The 17986-nt window shown below is 72.6% G+C and carries 12 protein-coding genes; 6 read left to right on the top strand and 6 right to left on the bottom strand.

Annotated features, from left to right (window positions below; translation table 11 throughout):
- Positions 1-452 precede the first annotated feature (452 nt).
- From CLV28_RS12355 to CLV28_RS12335, 5 genes are all read left to right on the top strand, one after another.
- Complete coding sequence (locus CLV28_RS12355) at positions 453-1586, top strand: quaternary amine ABC transporter ATP-binding protein (protein WP_239073227.1); 1134 nt, start codon at positions 453-455, stop codon at positions 1584-1586.
- The gene (locus CLV28_RS12350; protein ID WP_100423626.1) at positions 1583-2506 is read left to right on the top strand and encodes an ABC transporter permease; all 924 of its coding nucleotides are present in this window, start codon (positions 1583-1585) and stop codon (positions 2504-2506) included. The genes CLV28_RS12355 and CLV28_RS12350 overlap by 4 nt, the downstream gene beginning before the upstream one ends.
- A gap of 104 nt (positions 2507-2610) precedes the next feature.
- The gene (locus CLV28_RS12345) at positions 2611-3525 is read left to right on the top strand and encodes a glycine betaine ABC transporter substrate-binding protein (protein WP_100423625.1); all 915 of its coding nucleotides are present in this window, start codon (positions 2611-2613) and stop codon (positions 3523-3525) included.
- A 193-nt stretch (positions 3526-3718) separates the two neighbouring features.
- Positions 3719-5482, top strand: coding sequence for a stealth conserved region 3 domain-containing protein (locus tag CLV28_RS12340; protein ID WP_100423624.1), 1764 nt, complete (start codon positions 3719-3721; stop codon positions 5480-5482).
- Positions 5449-7032, top strand: coding sequence for a stealth family protein (locus CLV28_RS12335; RefSeq protein ID WP_100423623.1), 1584 nt, complete (start codon positions 5449-5451; stop codon positions 7030-7032). The genes CLV28_RS12340 and CLV28_RS12335 overlap by 34 nt, the downstream gene beginning before the upstream one ends.
- On the opposite strand, the gene CLV28_RS12330 is transcribed toward CLV28_RS12335, so the two are convergent.
- Positions 7019-7951, bottom strand: coding sequence for a cation diffusion facilitator family transporter (locus CLV28_RS12330; RefSeq protein WP_100423622.1), 933 nt, complete (start codon positions 7949-7951; stop codon positions 7019-7021). The two genes, CLV28_RS12335 and CLV28_RS12330, sit on opposite strands and share 14 nt — an antisense overlap.
- A 171-nt stretch (positions 7952-8122) precedes the next feature.
- On the opposite strand from CLV28_RS12330, the gene CLV28_RS15700 reads away from it, so the two are divergent.
- Complete coding sequence (locus CLV28_RS15700; RefSeq protein ID WP_100423621.1) at positions 8123-10210, top strand: acyltransferase family protein; 2088 nt, start codon at positions 8123-8125, stop codon at positions 10208-10210.
- 30 nt (positions 10211-10240) lie between these two features.
- Here the strand turns inward: CLV28_RS15700 and CLV28_RS12320 are convergent, their stop codons facing one another.
- From CLV28_RS12320 to CLV28_RS12300, 5 genes are all read right to left on the bottom strand, one after another.
- Entirely contained in the window at positions 10241-12352 is a 2112-nt protein-coding gene (locus CLV28_RS12320; protein WP_100423620.1) for an acyltransferase family protein, read from the bottom strand.
- Between the two features lie 40 nt (positions 12353-12392).
- Positions 12393-14573, bottom strand: a complete 2181-nt coding sequence (locus CLV28_RS12315) for a GT-D fold domain-containing glycosyltransferase (RefSeq protein WP_157802636.1) — start codon at positions 14571-14573, stop codon at positions 12393-12395.
- A 92-nt stretch (positions 14574-14665) separates the two neighbouring features.
- Positions 14666-15544, bottom strand: coding sequence for an ABC transporter ATP-binding protein (locus CLV28_RS12310; protein ID WP_100423618.1), 879 nt, complete (start codon positions 15542-15544; stop codon positions 14666-14668).
- Entirely contained in the window at positions 15537-16517 is a 981-nt protein-coding gene (locus tag CLV28_RS12305) for an ABC transporter permease (RefSeq protein ID WP_239073226.1), read from the bottom strand. The genes CLV28_RS12310 and CLV28_RS12305 overlap by 8 nt, the downstream gene beginning before the upstream one ends.
- A gap of 179 nt (positions 16518-16696) precedes the next feature.
- Positions 16697-17953 (bottom strand): CDP-glycerol glycerophosphotransferase family protein, encoded by a 1257-nt coding sequence (locus CLV28_RS12300; protein WP_100423616.1) that lies wholly within the window; start codon positions 17951-17953, stop codon positions 16697-16699.
- Between the last annotated feature and the right edge of the window lie 33 nt (positions 17954-17986).

Here is a 17986-nt window from a genome sequence, read left to right as displayed (position 1 = left end):
CGTACTGGTGAGACGTCCAGCCTAGCCCGCCGGGACCTCGGCACCTACGTGCGCGCGCGTTTATCAAATCCTTGACCCTGTGCGCAACGTTACGGTCCCGTAACGATGACGGCCCCTGCGTTTGCCCAGCGTACGGCGCTATCCACGGATGATTGAAGGCGAAATCATCGCCTTTTGGCAAAGGAGCGGTTCGCAATCGCCCTCGATCTGGGGCAGGGTGCTGGAGTTCGACGCCGGGCCCGTTCGGGGCTCTGCCTGCCTCCGGCGCAGCCGCCGCACCCGTCTCCCGCCCCCGCGGTCCGAGAACGGTGCGCCTGCGCCAGACAGGAGCGTGCGTCGTCATCCCTTGCACCGAGAGAGGTGGACGGCCAGCAATGCCAGCAGTCCCGACGAGTACTCCGACACCCGGGTCGACCCCGACGCCCGGACCCGCGGACCGGTCCCGCCCCGCCGTGTCCGTCGAGAACGTCTACAAGGTCTTCGGACGCCGCCCGGTCAAGGCCGTCCAGCGCCTGACCGAGGGAGCCAGCCGCGACGACGTCAAGAACCTCGGCACCGCCGCGGTCATCGACGCCAGCTTCGAGGTCGCCCAGGGCGAGATCTTCGTCGTCATGGGCCTCTCCGGCTCGGGCAAGTCCACGCTCATCCGCATGCTCAACGGGCTCTGGAAGCCGACCGCCGGGCACGTGCGCATCGGGGACGACGACCTGTCGACGGTCGACGCCAAGCGCCTGCGCGCCCTGCGCCGCACCCGCGTGTCCATGGTCTTCCAGCACTTCGCGCTCCTGCCGCACCGCACCGTGCTCGACAACGCGGCCTACCCCCTCGAGATCCAGGGCATGCCGCGCGAGCAACGCATCGCCAAGGCGACCGAGGCGCTCGAGATGGTCGGTCTCGGCGGCTGGGCCGACTCGCTGCCCTCGCAGCTCTCGGGCGGCATGCGCCAGCGCGTCGGGCTCGCCCGCGCGCTCGCCGCCGACACCGACGTCCTGCTCATGGACGAGGCGTTCTCGGCGCTCGACCCGCTGATCCGCCGCGAGATGCAGGAGCAGCTCCTCGAGCTCCAGCGCACGCTGCACAAGACCATCATCTTCATCACGCACGACCTCAACGAGGCCATGCACCTCGGCGACCGGATCGCCGTCATGCGCGACGGGCGCATCGTCCAGATCGGCACGAGCGAGGAGATCCTCTCCGAGCCCGCGAACGACTACGTCGCGCAGTTCGTCGCCGACGTCGACCGCACCCGCGTGCTCACCGCCCAGTCGGTCATGGTGCCGCCGGCCGACGGCACGACGTACAGCGCGACGTCCGACGACTCGCAGTACGTCGAGCAGGACACCCCGCTCGCCGAGCTCTTCGCACCCGCCGCCGAGAGCGCGGCGCCGCTCGAGGTGCACGACGACGCGGGCGACCTCGTCGGCGTCATCCCCCGCGACGCCCTGCTCGAGGCCATGGTGCCCGGCACCGAGCCCGAGACCACCACCGAGGCGCCCGGCTCCGACGCCCGGGGCGCCATGGGCGCACCCCCCACCGACGAGCCGGCGCTGCCCGGACCCGCCACGACGAAGGGAGCGACGGCATGATCACCGCCACCGCCACCACGGCCGGGCAGAGCGTCCTCGCCGCGGCCGACGACACCGGCACGTTCGTGCCCCGCCTGCCGTTTGGCGACTGGGTCGAGTCGGCCGTCGACTGGGTCACGACCACGTTCGACGCCGTCTTCGACGTCGTCAAGGCGATCCTCGAGGGCGCGTTCGACGGGCTCGAGTGGGCGCTGCAGACGCCGCCGTTCATCGTCGTCGCGCTCGTCCTCGCGCTCCTCGCGGCCCTCGCGGCCGGGTGGAAGCTCGGCGTCGGGTCGCTCGTCGGGTTCGCCGTGATCGCCGGCATGGACCAGTGGGACAACGCGATGGCGTCGCTCACGCTCGTGATCATCGCCTCGGCGATCGCGCTGCTCATCGCGATCCCCGTCGGGATCTGGACCGCGCGCAACGACCACGCCTCACGGCTCGTGCGCCCCGTCCTGGACTTCATGCAGACCATGCCGGCGTTCGTCTACCTGCTCCCGGCCGTCGTCATCTTCCTCACCGGCGCCGTGCCCGGCATCGTCGCGACCGTGATCTTCGCGCTCGCGCCCGGCGTGCGGTTCACCGAGCTCGGGATCCGTCAGGTCGACGCCGAGATCGTCGAGGCCGGACACGCGTTCGGCTCGACCCGCGGACGCATCCTGCGCCAGATCCAGCTGCCGCTCGCGATGCCGACCATCATGGCCGGCGTCAACCAGGTCATCATGCTCTCCCTGTCGATGGTCGTCATCGCCGGCATGGTCGGCGCGCCCGGCCTCGGGCAGCCGGTCGTCGAGTCGCTCTCGCGCATCGACGTCGCGCTCGGCTTCGAGGGCGGCTTCTCCGTGGTGATCCTCGCGATCTTCCTCGACCGCGTGACCTCGGCGCTCGCGAAGCGCTCGCCCGTCGCCAAGGCCCTCGCGACCGCGAGCGCCTGACCCGACCGCCCCCGGCGCGGCCAGGCCGCGCCGACCCCCGATCTCTCCCCTTGCACGACACCCCAACCCAGGCGGGCCCGACGTCCGCCGAAGGAAGGACCTCCATGTTCTCCGCACTCTCCACCCGACGCCGCGCCGCGGCCGCCGTGACCGCGACCGTCGCCCTCGGGCTCGGCCTCACCGCCTGCTCCTCCGACGACTCGACCGACGCCGCCGGCGGTGGCGACGACATGAACGTCTCGATCGGCATCCCGTCCGGCTGGGACGAGGGCATCGCCGTGTCGAACCTGTGGAAGGCCGTCCTCGAGGACAAGGGCTACACCGTCGACACCCAGACCGCCGACGTCGGCGTGATCTTCACCGGCCTCGCCGGCGGCGACTTCGACCTCATGTTCGACACGTGGCTCCCCACGACGCACGCCTCGTACATCGAGAAGTACGGCGACGACCTCGAGGACCTCGGCACCTGGTACGACGACGCGAAGCTCACCATCGCCGTCAACGAGGACTCCCCCGCCCAGACCATCGCCGACCTCGCCACGATGGGCGACGACTACGGCAACCGCCTCGTCGGCATCGAGGCAGGCGCCGGCCTGACCGAGGCCACGCAGGACAACGTCATCCCGACGTACGGCCTCGAGGACATGGACTACGTCATCTCCTCGACGCCCGCCATGCTGGCCGAGCTCAAGGGCGCCACCGACAAGGGCGACAACATCGCGGTGACCCTGTGGCGCCCGCACTGGGCCTACGACGCGTTCCCGATCCGCGACCTCGAGGACCCCGAGGGCACGCTCGGCGCCGCCGAGTCGATCCACACCTACGGCCCGAAGGGCTTCAGCGAGGACCACAGCGAGCTCGCGGGCTGGCTCGAGGACTTCACGCTGACCGACGAGCAGCTCTTCTCGCTCGAGAACACGCTGTTCAACGACGACGCGTACACCGACGACGTCGACGCCGGCGTGCAGGCCTGGCTCGACGAGAACCCGAACTTCATCGACAGCGTCACGGGCGAGTGACCTGAGCCGCGGCGCCCCTCGCCGCGGTCGCACGACGACGTCGGGCCGGCTCCCCACGGGGGCCGGCCCGGCGTCGTCGTGCACGAGGTGCCGCGTCGCTCGCGTACCCTGCCCCGCTGCGGGCCTAGCATGGTCCGCGGACCAGCGCTGACGGTCCCGACGACGAGGTCGAGATCCACCCGGAGGTAGAAGAGTGAGAGCGTCCACGGCGACGGCACTGCCGTCGCGAGCGCTGCGAGCGCTGCGCCACCCCGTGCGCACCTCCCGGCGGCTCGCCCGACGCTGGGCCACCCGTCGCCGCCACGCGCGGTACGAGCGCCTCGCACCGGTCCGCGCGCTCGTCGCCGACGGTCACGCCGAGCTCACGACCGCCCGCGGACGCCGCGTCGTCGCGGTCCGTCGCGCACGCACGACCCCGTGGGAGCTCGCGGCCGAGACGGCAGACCTCGTGTCCGCGCTGCTCGACGACGCCGGGATCGTGCACTTCGCGACGAACCACCGCGGGACCCGGGTGACCACGTGGGCCGTGCTCGAGACCGACTGGCCCCGGGCGCTCGCGGCGCTCGCGGACCTCGGCACCGCGGGCGACCCCGTCTACGCGGCTCCCGCCCGGTCGAGCCTGGGGTCACCCCTCGCCACGGACGCGGCGGTGCTCGCCACGCTCCCCGTGCTGCGCGTCTTCCGGTACGTCCGCGACCTCGCGACGGGGCGGCTCCTCGGTGCCGACATGGGGTGCGAGCTGCACCGCTGGTCCGCCGACGAGCACGGACGCTGGACCGCACCCGCACGCACCGGCGTCGTCCAGTGCGTCGACGACCTGAGCCTCGGGCGGCGGGCCCGCTGGGACGGCGCGTCCGAGCCCGTCCTGGCCGTGAACGAGGTGCCCGACGCGTTCGAGGTCACCTTCCCCGTCGACGCGGTCTACCTCTGGGTCGACGACGCGGACGACGCGTGGCGGGCCCGTCGGGACGTCGTGCGCGCGCGGCTCGGGCTCGCCCCGGCCGGCGCCGTCGGGCAGGGCGACGACGCCCACCGGTTCCGGGACCGCGGCGAGCTGCGTCACTCGATGCGCTCGATCGAGACCTACGCGCCGTGGATCCGGCAGATCTACCTCGTGACCGACGACCAGGTCCCGACGTGGCTCGACACGTCGGACGGGCGCGTCCGGGTCGTGGACCACCGGGAGATCTTCGAGGACCCGTCGCTCCTGCCGACCTACAACTCGCACTCCATCGGCGCGCAGGTGCACCGGATCCCCGGGCTCTCCGAGCACTACCTGCTCATGAACGACGACGTCCTGCTCAACCGCGCGGTCGAGCCGGCCGACTTCTTCACCCCCGCAGGTCAGCTCAAGGTCACGTTCTCCCGGTCCGCCCGCCCCGACGTCACGGCGGCCGACCGCACACCGGTCGAGCACGCGCGCGAGCGCTCGGCCGCTCTGCTCGTGCGGGACCACGGGCGACGTCCCAGCAGGCTCTTCGCGCACGTGCCCGTCCCGCAGCGGATCGACGTCGCCGAGGAGCTCCTGGAGCGCTACCCCGAGGAGGTGCGCGCCACGCTCGCGAGCCCGTTCCGTGCGCCGAGCGACGTCGTGATCTGCTCGTGGCTGCACCTGTACACCGCACTGTTCACGGGGCGGGCGGTCCCGTCGGCCCTGCGTTTCGGCTACTTCAACGTGGGTGACGCGAGCGCACGGGCCAAGATGGAGAAGTACCGTACCCTCGCGGGCCTGTCGACCCTGTGCGTCAACGACGTGCCCACGGACGACCCCGCGCTCGACGCCGAGGTCGGCGCCTGGCTCGGCGACTGGCTGGCCCGGCGGTTCCCGACCCCCGCCCGGTTCGAGCGGGACCAGGCCGCGGGCGCCGTGCCGGTGCCGGGCGACGGGCGCCCGGCGGCGCGGGCGGACGACGAGGAGGGGCCGTGGGCATCCGCGACCGCGTCGCCGCGCACCTGAGCGTCCGTCAGCGCCTGGTCCTGTCCCAGCTGCTGCACGGCGAGCTGCCGTGGCAGCGCGGCCCGCGTCGCAGGCCCGTCGACCCTGCCGATCCCGCGCCGTTGGTGGATGCCTGGCGGTGGCGCGACGAGACGTTCGCGCTCGTCGTCGGCGCCCTGGACGGTGCCGGAGTCGAGCTGGTCGTCCTGCCCGACGGCGCCGGGCCCGACCGGGTGGTCGTCGTGCGCGTCCAGGACCACGAGGCGACGGTCGCCGCCCTGGACGGCCTCCCCGGGACGTGGGACCGGCGGGACGTCGGTCGCGCCCGAGGCCGTGACCACGCGCCCGTCGCGCTCGAGATCGGTCGGCCCGTGCCGACCGGGCCCGGGCTCGCGCTCCGGTTCCCGCACCTCGGCGTCCGCATCGAATTCTGGGACGTCGTCGGCGACGAGGGTCGGCGCCGTGTCGACGGCGGCACGTTCGCCGTCGGGACGGTCTGCGCGCGGGTACCGGGGAAGCACGTGCCCTATCTCGCGCCCGAGCGCTGGGCCGAGGCCGTGGCCGCACCCGGTCACGTCCCTCCCCCGCTGCGCGCCCCCCACCTGCTGAGCGTGCACGAGCCGATCGACGTGGTCTACACGTGGGTCGACGGCGACGACCCGCGCTGGCAGGAGCGCAAGGCCGAGGCGCAGCGCGCGGTGTGCGGGGACAGCGTGCACGAGACCGCGGTCTCGTCCTCGCGCTACGTCGCGCGCGACGAGCTCCGGTACTCCATGCGCTCGGTGGAGGCGTACGCCGGCTGGGTCAACCGGATCGTGGTCGTGAGCGACGGCCAGGTCCCCGCGTGGCTGGACAGGACGAACGAGCGCGTCGTCGTCGTCGACCATCGGGAGATCTTCTCCGACCCGGGCGTGCTGCCCGTGTTCAACTCGCACGCGATCGAGTCGCAGCTGCACCACGTCCCCGGCCTCAGCGACCGATACCTCTACCTCAACGACGACGTCTTCTTCGGCCGACCGGTCCGGCCCGAGCTGTTCTTCCTCGGCAACGGCGGCACGAAGTTCTTCCTCTCCGACCTCGTGCTCGACCTCGACGCACCCACCGTGCGCGACTTCCCCGTGCTCGCGGCCGCGAAGAACAACCGCGACCTCGTGCACGCCCGCACCGGCAGGATCGTGACCAACAAGTTCAAGCACACGCCGCACCCGCAGGACCGCGCAGTGCTCGAGCGGCTCGAGCGCGAGCACCCCGAGGTCTTTGCGGCCGTCGCCGCCTCACGGTTCCGGCACCCCGGCGACCTCTCGATCGCCTCGTCGCTGCACCACCACGTGGCCTTCGCCGAGGGGCACGCGGTCCCGGGCACGATCTCGTACGCCTACCAGGACACCTCCCGGCCGGACGCCGTGCTCCTGCTCAACGAGCTGCTGCGCCGCCGGGACGTCGACGTGTTCTGCCTCAACGACGTCACGGGCGGGAAGGACTCGGTCGCGACCGACCGCATGATGCTGGACTTCCTGCGCCGCTACTACCCGCGGCCGTCGAGCTTCGAACGGGACGTCACGCCCCGGTGACCGCGGGCGCGTCGCGCAGGTCGGGCTCGAGGTAGATCCGCAAGGTCATCCCTTCGACGGCGGCCCGGGCCCTGGCCTCGGCCTCGTCGATCGCGTCCGCGATCTCGGCCGCCGACTCCCGCACGTCGACCTCGACCTTCGCCGCGACGAGCAGCTCCTCCGGGCCGAGGTGCAACGTCTTGAGGTGGATGACCGACGGCACGCCGGGCCCCACGAGCGCCTCGAGGATCGCTGCCACGTGCACCTTCGTGGCGGACTCGCCGAGCAGGAGCGACTTCGTCTCGATCGCGAGCACGATGGCGATGAGGACGAGCAGGACGCCGATCCCCGCGGTCCCGGCCGCGTCCCACCGGCCGTCGTCGGTCGCGAGCGTCATGCCGACGCCGCCCAGGGCCAGGACCAGACCGATCAACGCACCGAAGTCCTCCAGGAGCACCACGGGAAGCTCGGGCGCCTTGGCCGTGCGCACGAACGACACCCACGACTGGTCGCCGCGGAGCGCGTTCGACTCCTTGACGGCGGTCCGGAACGACAGGCCCTCCATGACGATCGCCGCGAGGAGCACCGTGATCGGCACCCACTGCCACGACTCGATCGGCTCGGGGTGCTCCCACTTGTGGAACGCCTCGTACAGCGCGAACAGACCGCCCACGCTGAACAGCACGATCGAGACGATGAACGCGTAGATGTACCGCTCCCGGCCGTACCCGAACGGGTGCTTCTCGTCCGCGTGGCGTCGCGCACGCCTGCCGCCGAGCAGCAGCAGACCCTGGTTGCCCGAGTCCGCGAGCGAGTGGACCGCCTCGGCGAGCATCGACGACGCGCCGGTGAGCGCGAACGCGACGAACTTCGTGACCGCGATCCCGAGGTTCGCGGCCAGCGCCGCGAGGATCGCCTTGTTGCTCCCGTGCGATGACATCTCGATCCGATCCGTGCGTCCGAACGTCCGTGGGGCCGACGGCGGCCGACCGACGCACAACCTAGCGCACAGCCCGCCGCCCCCGCTGCCTCGACCGCGCGTCGGGTCCCCTCGCGCGACACCCTAGGATGGGGCGTCGATCCCACCACCCACACCTGCCCTGGAGGACCCGTGCTCGAAGCTGGCGTCGCCACGCGCCCGGCTCGGACGACCGAGAGCGCGGTCCGCACGGACATCCAGGCGCTGCGCGCCGTGGCCGTGGGGGCCGTCGTGCTCTACCACGTGTGGCCGGGGAGGCTCACGGGCGGGTTCGTCGGCGTCGACGTGTTCTTCGTGATCTCCGGGTTCCTCATCACGTCGCACCTGCTCCGGCGTCCGCCTCGAGGACTCGGCGACCTCGGGCAGTTCTGGGCCCGCCGTGTGCGGCGCCTGCTGCCCGCGAGCTACCTGGTGCTGCTCACCACCGTGGCGGCGACCCTCCTGCTCGCACCCTCGACCGTGTGGTCCGCGACGCTGCGCGAGGCGGGCGCCGCGGCTCTCTACGTCGAGAACTGGTCCCTCGCCGCGCAGTCGGTCGACTACCTCGGGGCCGAGGCCGCGCCGACGCCCGTGCAGCACTTCTGGTCGCTGTCCGTCGAGGAGCAGTTCTACCTGCTGTGGCCGGTCCTGCTCATCGGCGCCGCCTGGATCGCGCACCGCCGCCGCGGCGACCTGCGCCGCACCGCGTTCGTCGCGATCAGCGTCCTCGTGGTCGCAAGCTTCGTGTGGTCCGTGGTCGCGCTCGCGACGTCCCCGGCGAGCGCCTACTTCGTGACGCCGGTCCGCATCTGGGAGCTCGGCGCCGGTGCGGTGCTCGCCGTGACGGCGAGCCTCGGCTGGCTCCGGCTGCCCGAGCGGCTGCGCGCCCCCACGGCGTGGGCGGGCTGGATCATGATCGCGGTCGCGTGCGTGGCCTACACCAAGGCCACACCGTTCCCGGGCCCCTCCGCGCTGCTGCCGGTGCTCGGCTGCGTCCTCGTGATCGCGGCGCACGCACGGCGCACCCGGTTCTCGCCCCAGGTGCTCGGCGACCTGCGCGGGGTCCAGTGGCTCGGCGACGTCTCCTACTCCATGTACCTCTGGCACTGGCCGATCATCGTGCTGGTCCCCGTCGTCGTCGGCCACGAGCCGGGCTTCGTCGAGCGGGTGGGGATCGTCGCCGCGGCGCTCCTGCTCGCGGGTCTGACCAAGCCCCTCGTGGAGGACAGGTTCCGCCACGGGAACGGCTCGCCACGACGGGTCCTGCTCGTCACCCTCGCCGTCAGCGTGGTCGCGGGCGGCGCCCTCGTCGGCAGCGCGCACGCGCTCGACGTGCGCGCCGACGACCGTGTCGCCCAGGTCCGCGAGAGCGTGGGCACGGGGACGGGGTGCGTGGGCGCCGCCGCGCTCGACCCGGCGAACGGCTGCACCGCCGACCAGCCGCTGCTACTCTCGCCGGCCGACGCCAAGGCGGACAAGCCGACCGCCTACGCGGACGGGTGCTGGGAGTCCCCGCCCTTCCCGACCACCACGCGCTGCGACTACGGCACCGCCGACGCACCCGTGCGCGTCGCCCTGATCGGCAACTCGCACAGCGGGAACCTCCTGCCGTCGCTCCAGGAGCTCGCCGGGAAGCACGGGTGGTCGCTGACGACGTTCGTCGCGTCCCGCTGCCCCACGACCACGACCCCGCTCGCGATCGGCTCCGACGAGTCCTCCCAGGGGTGCACCGACTGGGCGGACCGCGTCGTCGACGAGATCGACGGCGGCAACTTCGACCTCGTCGTGACCATGCAGCTCACGCCGTACGAGGCGCTCGGTGCCGAGGGCGCCGAGAGCGACGCGCTCGTCGAGCAGGGCTACGAGGAGTACCTGGGAGAGCTCTCCGCGACCGGGACGCCCGTGCTCGTGGTCCGCGACACCCCGTACCCGAAGCACACGATCCCGTCCGTCCCCGACTGCGTGGCGGAGAACCTCGACGCGCCCGAGGCCTGCGACGGCGCGCAGGGCGACTGGCTCCCCGCCGACCCGCTGTACGACGCCGCGGTCGCGCTGGACGACCCCCAGGTCAGCACGGCCGACCTCACGCCGTACGTGTGCCAGGACGGTGTCTGCCCGGCCGTGGAGGGTGGGCTCGTGGTCTACTTCGACGCCTCGCACCTGACGGCGACGTACGCGACGACGCTCACCCCGTACGTCGAGGGACCGGTGCTCGCAGCGCTCGGTTCCGACGCGGGCTGAGGTCGCGCCCGCAGAAGGCCGGCTTCGTCCCTACGGCGCGCCCACGGGCGTCGGCTGCTCGCGCCCGAGCGCCTCGTCCAGCGCGGCGAAGACCTCGGGGGCGAGCGTCCTGGCGAGCGTGGTGGTCATGTGCCCGTGGTCGAAGTAGGCGATGACGCCGCCGAGGACGGGCGGGCACGACCCGTCGACGCACAGCAGGCTGTTCACGTCGAGCACCGTGACGAGCCCGCTCGTGTCCGCGAGACCGGCGGCGGCGAGCGGGTCGTCCTCGATCGCGCGCGACGCCGGGGTCGCGCACGCGTCCCACTCCTCGGGCGCGGAGTTCTCCGCGACGCAGTCGGGGATCTCGGTCGCCTGCGCGGGCGTGTCCCGCAGCACGAGCACGGGAGTGCCCGAGGACGTGATCTCGTCGAGGACCCGCGCGTACGACGCGCGCGCGACGTCGGCCTTGTCCCCGGGTGCCACGCCCTCGAGGGGACGGAAGGTGCGGTCCGACATCACCACCAGGTCGTACCCGCCGGCCACGGTCTGCTCGATCGCCCAGGCGTTCCAGGCCGAGCAGCGGTCCCGCTCGGCCTGGACCGCGAACGCGATCGGGACGTCGACCGTGTAGCACTCCGAGATCAGGCGAGTCGTGAGGTTCGCGTCGGCCGGTGCGAGGTAGTCGGCGATCACGGGCTGCCAGTGCCCGGCGTGGGAGTTGCCGAGGAGCGCGACCTTCGTGGTCGCGTCCGGGGCACCGTAGTGACAGACCGGGCGCGCGTCGCCGCGCACGTTCGCCCAGCAGCGGTCGGCGTAGAGCTCGGGTCGATCCGCCTTCGCGAACGCCGGCGTCGTGACCAGCTCGGTGCCCTCGGGCTCGCAGCCCGGCTCGTGCACCGCGCTCGTGCCGAAGCAGCGCGCGGACTCAGCCCGGGCAGCCGCCACGGCCTCGTCCGCCGCCGACTCCTGCGCCCTCGCGACCGCGGCGGTGGCGGCCGCGGCTCCCACGACCAGCGCGACCGAGAGCGCGAGCAGCACGAAGGTCGACCGGAGCCTGCGGTGCAGGAGCGCGCTGCGCCGCACCGGATCCTCGACGAACGACTTCGTGAGCGCGGCCAGGGCGAGCGCGAGAGCGACGATCGCGAGCTTCTCGGGCCACACGAGCACGTGCCCGAGGGCGAACGGCGCCAGGACGATCAGCGGCCAGTGCCACAGGTAGAGCGAGTACGAGATCCCGCCGAGCCAGCCCACGGGACGCCAGGCCCACACCCGGGAGGGACCACCACGGAGGCCGTCCGACGCCGCGGCGATCACGAGCGCCGTCCCGAGCGTCGGGACCAGGGCCGTCCAGGACGGGAACGGGGTCGCGGCGTCGAACACCACGACGCTCCACCCGATCAGGGCGAGACCGCCCCAGACGGCGAGGAGCCGCGCGGGACGCGGCAGCGGGGTCGACGCCCGGGCGACGAGGGTCGCGAGCAGGGCACCGAGGCCCAGCTCCCAGAACCGGGTCGTCGACACGAAGTAGGCCGCGGCCGGGTCGGTCGCGGTCAGGTGCACCGACCAGGTCAAGGACGCCGCGACGACCAGGCCGACGCCCGCCGCGGGGAGCCACCCTCGCCGCACGCGCACGCCGGCGGCGACGAGCCCGCCGACGAGAAGGGGCCACAGCAGGTAGAACTGCTCCTCGACGGACAGGGACCAGAAGTGCTGCACAGGCGTGTGCAGGTCGCCCGCGGCCAGGTAGTCGGTCGCGGACGCCGCGAGCACCCAGTTCTCGAGCGAGAGCGCGGAGGCCCCGACCTCGGTGGCGAGGGTCGGCCGCACGGTGCTGGGGAGCAGCACGAGCGACGCCGCGAGCGTCACCAGCAGGACGAGCGTCGCGGCCGGCACGAGCCGACGCACACGGCGCGCCCAGAACGACGCGAGCCCCGCGAACGACGCCACAGGCCGCCGCAGGAGGTGGCTCGTGATGAGAAACCCGGAGATCACGAAGAAGACGTCGACGCCCACGTACCCGCCCGTGAGCCGTGCGGGCCAGAGGTGGTAGAGCAGGACCGCCGTCACGGCGATCGCGCGGAGCGCCTGGACGTCGTGACGGACCGTGCCCTCGACCGGGACCTTCGCGTGCCGGGCGGGCGGGACGATCGTCGTCGTCATGCCGCCGCCCGGTCGAGCGGGCCGACGTCGTGCCGCGGCGTCACGGCCGGACGACCGGCTTGGCCTCGGGCCGCGGGGCGCCGTCGTAGATGTTGCGGTAGCTGTCGGTGATGTGGCCGATGTCCAGGGCGCGGACACCCGCGCGGTGCAGCCGGTGCGCGAGCACGGTCCCCGCGGGGCCGAGCGAGATGAGCGCGAGGTCGAACTCGCCGCCCGAGGACACGACCTCGACGAGCCGGTCGAGGTCGTCGAACGCGTGCTGCGGGAGCGACTCGACGAGCTGCGTGGACCGCGCCGACGAGAACAGCGCCGGCACCGTCTCGAAGCGCGACCCGGCGCCCGTGACCAGCGCGACGCGCTTGTCCCGCCACACGTCCCGCCAGAGCGAGACCGCGTCGTCCCGCAGCAGGTTGAAGGCGATCGGTCGCGTCACGTGGCTGTTGAGCAGCGTGCCGTGCTCCGGCAGGTGGGGTCGCAGCTCGGGCCAGAGCTCGGCCCAGACGCCCGACCAGTGCGCGTCCCGGAAGACCTGCGGGAACCCGATCGAGATCCCCTCGTCGCCGCTCGCCGCGAGCACCTCGCGCAGCGCGGCGCGCAGCTCGGGGCTGTTGCGCTGGAACCGGAGGTCGTAGTCGGAACGGAGCATCATCCGGAACTCGCCGTCACCGAACCGGGCGACCGAGTCGTCGGTCTGCGCCAGGTGGCGCAGCGTCTCGAGCATCGTCAGCTGCCGCGCGTTCGCGAAGGCCTGGACCTCGGACATCGTGCTCGCCGTGGCGGCGAGCCTGATCGCGTCGAGCGCGCGGCGCTGGTCCGCGAGCTCGCGGGCGACCTTCTCGACCGCCTTGGTCGTCCGGTCGACGGCCTCCCGCACGGCCGTCAGGTCGGTGTGGTTCGCGTCCGCCCGCTCCACGACGGAAGGCCGGCCGACCCGACGTCCGACGGCGCGCCGCGCCCGGCCCGCCTGACGACGCAGCGGCGCGAGGAGCTCCGGTCGCGCGCGCGGCACCGACGGCGGCTCCCAGCCGGCGAGCGTGCCCCCGGCCCGCCCGAGGGGGAAGGCCTCGAGCAGCGCGTCGAGAGAGACCGCCAGCCCCGGCAGCCGTGCGCTGCCGGCGAGCTCGAGCAGGTCGAGCCCCGCGAGCCCGGAGGCCGGGACGTCGTGCTGCGCGACGTCGGAGCCGTCGAGCGTCGAGAAGAAGTCCCCGAACTTGAACGCGTCCCCACCGAGCGTGTGGTCGGCGACGCGCAACCACACCCACGGGACGCCGTACGCCTGGGCCACCACGATCCCGTGCAGCGACGTCGAGACGCACACGTCGGCCGCCGTGATCTCGTCCACCACCGTCTCGAGGTCCTGCGCGACGTCGACGACCCTGACGCCGTCCGCGGGCTCACCCGTGAGGTGCTTCCTGTGCACGTAGTGCGGGACGAACGCGACGCGGGCACGACCCGCCGCGGGCTCGCGCGGCTCGTAGAAGCGGGGCAGCAGCAGGGCCGGGTCGCCGTACACCTCCGGCACGTCCCACCCGAGCTTCGTCACGAGCTCCTCGCGCGTGGCCGCACCACGCACGGCGCGCACGCGCACGTCCGTGCGGCGGCGCAGCGTCTCGAGCTTGGTGCCCGCGAGCGGCTCCATGAGCCCCGAGCCCCAGACGTCGACGTCGTCACGGTTGACGTAGCCGACGATCGAGCCCACGGAGTAGAGCGCCGGGCGCAACCCACGACGGCGACGCGCGTTGACCGGCCGCAGGCCCGAGATCCGCTCGACGAGCCACGGGCCGATGGCGTCGCCGAAGTTCGACCGCTCGTCCCACCAGTAGGCCGCGACCTGCCCCGGCTCCAGGCGGGACGTCGCACCGGCAGGATCGATCGGAGTCGCCCGCACCGCGTCGAGCGTCCACACGACCCAGGCGGCGGCCCGCTCGGCCGCGCGGTCACCGAACGGCAGCGTCGCGAGGACGTGCACCTCGCCGGCAGCGATCCGGCTGCGCCCGACGAGCGCGTTGCGCAGCGCGCGACGCTGCACGTCGGCGTGCGCCGTGACGGTGAGCTCCGCGGACGGTCCGGCGGCGCGGATCTCGAACGTCAGCCGCGCGTCGTCCCGACCGGTGCGGACGGTGCACGACGTCGCCGTCGAGCTGACGGCGACGTCCGGCCTCCCGCCCACCCGGCGCTCGAGCTCCCGGGCAAGACGCTCCACCGCGACCTTCTGTTCCATCGATCCACCTCTCTGGGACGACGTGGACCCGGGGGCACGTCGACGGGCCCCTGCCGGACGCCGGTGGTGCGGGCGCACCACCCGCAACGGGCCTACTTCGCGGCCGCCTTGCTCCGCGCGTCGCGCACCTTGCGCACGAACGTCTTGTACGCCGCGCACACCTCGTCGGTCGGACCGTCCATGACGAGCTCCCCCTCGTGGATCCACAGGACCCGGGTGCAGATGCTCTGGACGGTCGCGATCGAGTGGCTCACGAGGAACACCGTGCCGGCCCCGGCACGGACCTGGTCGATCCGGCTCTTCGACTTCTGCCGGAACGTCGCGTCCCCGGTCGCCAGGGCCTCGTCGATCATCAGGATGTCCGGCGTCGCGGCCGACGAGATCGCGAAGCGCAGCCGAGCCCCCATGCCGGAGGAGTACGCCTTCATCGGCAGGTAGATCGAGTCGCCGATGCCGGAGAACTCGACGATCTCGTCGAACTTCTCGCGGACCTCGGCCTCCGTGAGGCCCAGCGCGAGCCCGCCGATCATGATGTTCCGCTCACCGGTGAGGCTCCCCATGAGCACCGCGTTGACGCCGAGGAGCGACGGCTCGCCCGCGACGTACACCGCGCCCTGCGTCGGCGGGATCAGGCCGGCGACCGCACGCAGGAGCGTGCTCTTGCCGCTGCCGTTGATGCCCACGATGCCGATCGACTCGCCGTGCCGCGCGACGAACGAGACGCCCTTGATCGCCTTGACCTCGCGCACGCCAGAGCCGACCCCCGGCCGCCGGTCGAGGATCCGCTGGAGGAACCCCTTGTCCTCGGCGCCGCGCGACCCGAGCTTGGTCGCCCCGAACACGCGGTAGGTGATGTGGACGTCGTCCACCACGAGGGACGGCTTGCCGAGCTCGGCGACGACGGGGACGTCGCCCTCGAGGTCCTCGGGATCGATCTCGAAGTCGATCTCGCCCGCGTCGTCGTCAGTCACGCCCGTACCTCTCCTCGCCACGCCAGAACACCAGGAACCCCACGATCGCGAACGACAGGGCCCACCCGAGGCCCCATAGCCACATGCCGGCGTCCGGCGGGAACGCCGGCTCCTCCAGGAGCGCGGACCTCCCGAGGTAGAGGAAGACGGCGATGGGCTGGTACTCGAGGATCACGCCGGCGGGGTGGTCCCCCACGAACGACTCGAGGCTGAAGATCACGCCGGAGCCGTACATCACGAACCGCAGGACGAACGGGATGACGTTCTGGATGTCCGGGGTGATCGCGACCCACCGTGCCATGAAGAACGCGATGCCCGTGTTGAAGACCCAGAACAGCAGGATCGCCGGGATCAGCGAGAGCCAGGACCAGTCCGGAACGACCGTGTCGACGCCGGGCATGAGGCCCGAGATCCACACGATCGCGCACATCACCAGGAGCGCGGGACCGAGCGTCGCGAGCTCGGCCATGACGACCGAGATCGGCATGACCGCTCGCGGGAAGTGGACCGACCGCACGAGGTTCATGTTGCCGCGGATCGCCCGCGCACCGCCGTTCACCGACCCCGTGAAGAAGTGGTACAGGAACGTGCCGACCACGATGAAGCCGACCGTGTTCTCGACGCCGGTCTTCCCGACCCCGAGGATGACCCCGAAGATCAGGATGTAGACCAGGGCGTTGAGGGTCGGCGTCAGGACCGCCCAGAACTGCCCGAGATAGCTGTTCTGGTTCTTGGCGTACGCCTTCGAGGTCGCGAGGACGCGGATGAACGCCCGGCGCTTCCACAGCTGGCGGACGTACTCCGTGAGCGGCGGCCGCAGACCCATCCGGACGAGGTCGCCCTCCTTGACGAGGGCTCCGATCGCCTCGTCACCGAGCCGGGACTTGAGCGGCGGTGGGACGGGGACACCTGCTGCCGGGTCCTTGCGCGCCCGCGGGGACGGCGGACTCGTGGAGGGTGATGTGGATGTCACGACTGCTTCATGCCAATCGATCGGGGCAGGTCCGCGGATCTCCGCAGGCGGCTGCCATTCTAGCCGGACGACGCCCCCGCCTCGACGACCGCGACGGGCACCAAGCGCCCCACGCGAGCGTCCGGGCGGAGGCGCCCGGGCGTCCCCCGGGCCTGTCGGGATCCCGTCCGCGAACCGGGCTACCCGTCCCGGCCGGCGACGGCGACGTCGCGGTCGTCCATGCAGCGTTCGACGAACTCGCGGAACCGTACCAGGCTCTCGCCCCGCTCCGAACCGAAGTAGTACGCGCGGACGGCCGCACGCTCCCGCGCGTGCGGGTCGTGCTCGAGCGCCTGCTCGAGGAGCGTCCCCACGTCCGCGACGGTCGTCGCGTCGACCACGTGCGCGACCTGCGAGACGGGCGCCGCCAGCCGCAGGGCGGCCGCGTCGTCCCGCCGGTCGGTCAGGAGGATCGGCGCGTCCGGGCGCAGGTAGAGGAAGTCCAGGCCGACCGACGACACGTCCGCGACGAGCACGTCGACGCCGTCGAACGTGCCGAGGACGTCCCCGTCGAGCAGCACGCGGCTGTCGCGTCCCGGGTCGTCCCGCCGGGACTCCTCGATCGCGGCGAGGACGGCACGGTGCCCGGCCTCGACCGCCGGGTCCTGCGTCGTCGTGACCCGCGGGTGCGGCTTGTAGACGACCCGGAACCCGCCGGCGAGGGCCTCGCGAACGATCGTCGGACCGTAGACGTCGACCGACGTGTAGTTGTTCGACGCGTCCTCGCCGGTCCACGTCGGCGCGTAGAGCACGGTGCTGACACCCGGCCGCGCCGCGGCGAGCAGCGGGTCGCGCGGGAGGTCCAGCTGGGGCCTGCCGCAGACCACGAGCCGGGCGACGTCGAACTCGAGCAGCGCGCGGGCGTGCCGGTCGACCGCCGCCTGCCCCGCGACCACCACGCGGTCGTAGGCCTTGGCCTGGTTGGAGACCATCGAGACCTTGTCCGACTCCCCGTGGTTGACGTGCACGTGCAGCGCGTCGCGGTAGACCAGGGACTGGAAGTTGCCGAGCGCGTTGTTGGGGTACAGCACGACCTTGACGCCGAGCTGCTCGTACACCGCGTGCAGGTCGCCCAGGGTGGGCGCCACCAGCACCGGGATGTCCGTGCGCAGCCCGGCGACGTCCTCGGGCTCGCGTGCGACGATCACGACCTCGTGGTGCGTCCGGAGCTCGTCGAGCACGGGGAGCCACTGGAGCAGCTGGTACCGCACGTGCGGCCCCCCGGTGAAGAAGACCGCGACGGGCGCAGCGTCCCGGCCGGACAGGTCGAGGGGCACGCGGGGCGTCGCCGCCGCGCGCAGACGTGCACGCACCCACGAGCCCGTGCGCAGGAGACCGGCCGCGACCCTCGAGGTCGCGCGGGAGCGGGCGCCCCGCGCCGTGCTGAGCAGATCCATCGTGCGCCCTCCGCCGTCCTACGGTCAGGGCAC

Origin of the sequence: Sediminihabitans luteus (assembly GCF_002797595.1) — a bacterium.
Classification (GTDB): domain Bacteria; phylum Actinomycetota; class Actinomycetes; order Actinomycetales; family Cellulomonadaceae; genus Paraoerskovia; species Paraoerskovia lutea.
This window is presented reverse-complemented; position numbering and strand designations above follow the sequence as displayed.

What these genes read in the sequence shown, in the direction of transcription:
- CLV28_RS12300 (WP_100423616.1), bottom strand. Translation starts at nt 17,953, where the DNA reads ATGGATCTGCTCAGCACGGCGCGGGGCGCCCGCTCCCGCGCGACCTCG.
- CLV28_RS12350 (WP_100423626.1), top strand. Translation starts at nt 1,583, where the DNA reads ATGATCACCGCCACCGCCACCACGGCCGGGCAGAGCGTCCTCGCCGCG.
- CLV28_RS12345 (WP_100423625.1), top strand. Translation starts at nt 2,611, where the DNA reads ATGTTCTCCGCACTCTCCACCCGACGCCGCGCCGCGGCCGCCGTGACC.
- CLV28_RS12320 (WP_100423620.1), bottom strand. Translation starts at nt 12,352, where the DNA reads ATGACGACGACGATCGTCCCGCCCGCCCGGCACGCGAAGGTCCCGGTC.
- CLV28_RS12315 (WP_157802636.1), bottom strand. Translation starts at nt 14,573, where the DNA reads ATGGAACAGAAGGTCGCGGTGGAGCGTCTTGCCCGGGAGCTCGAGCGC.
- CLV28_RS12330 (WP_100423622.1), bottom strand. Translation starts at nt 7,951, where the DNA reads ATGTCATCGCACGGGAGCAACAAGGCGATCCTCGCGGCGCTGGCCGCG.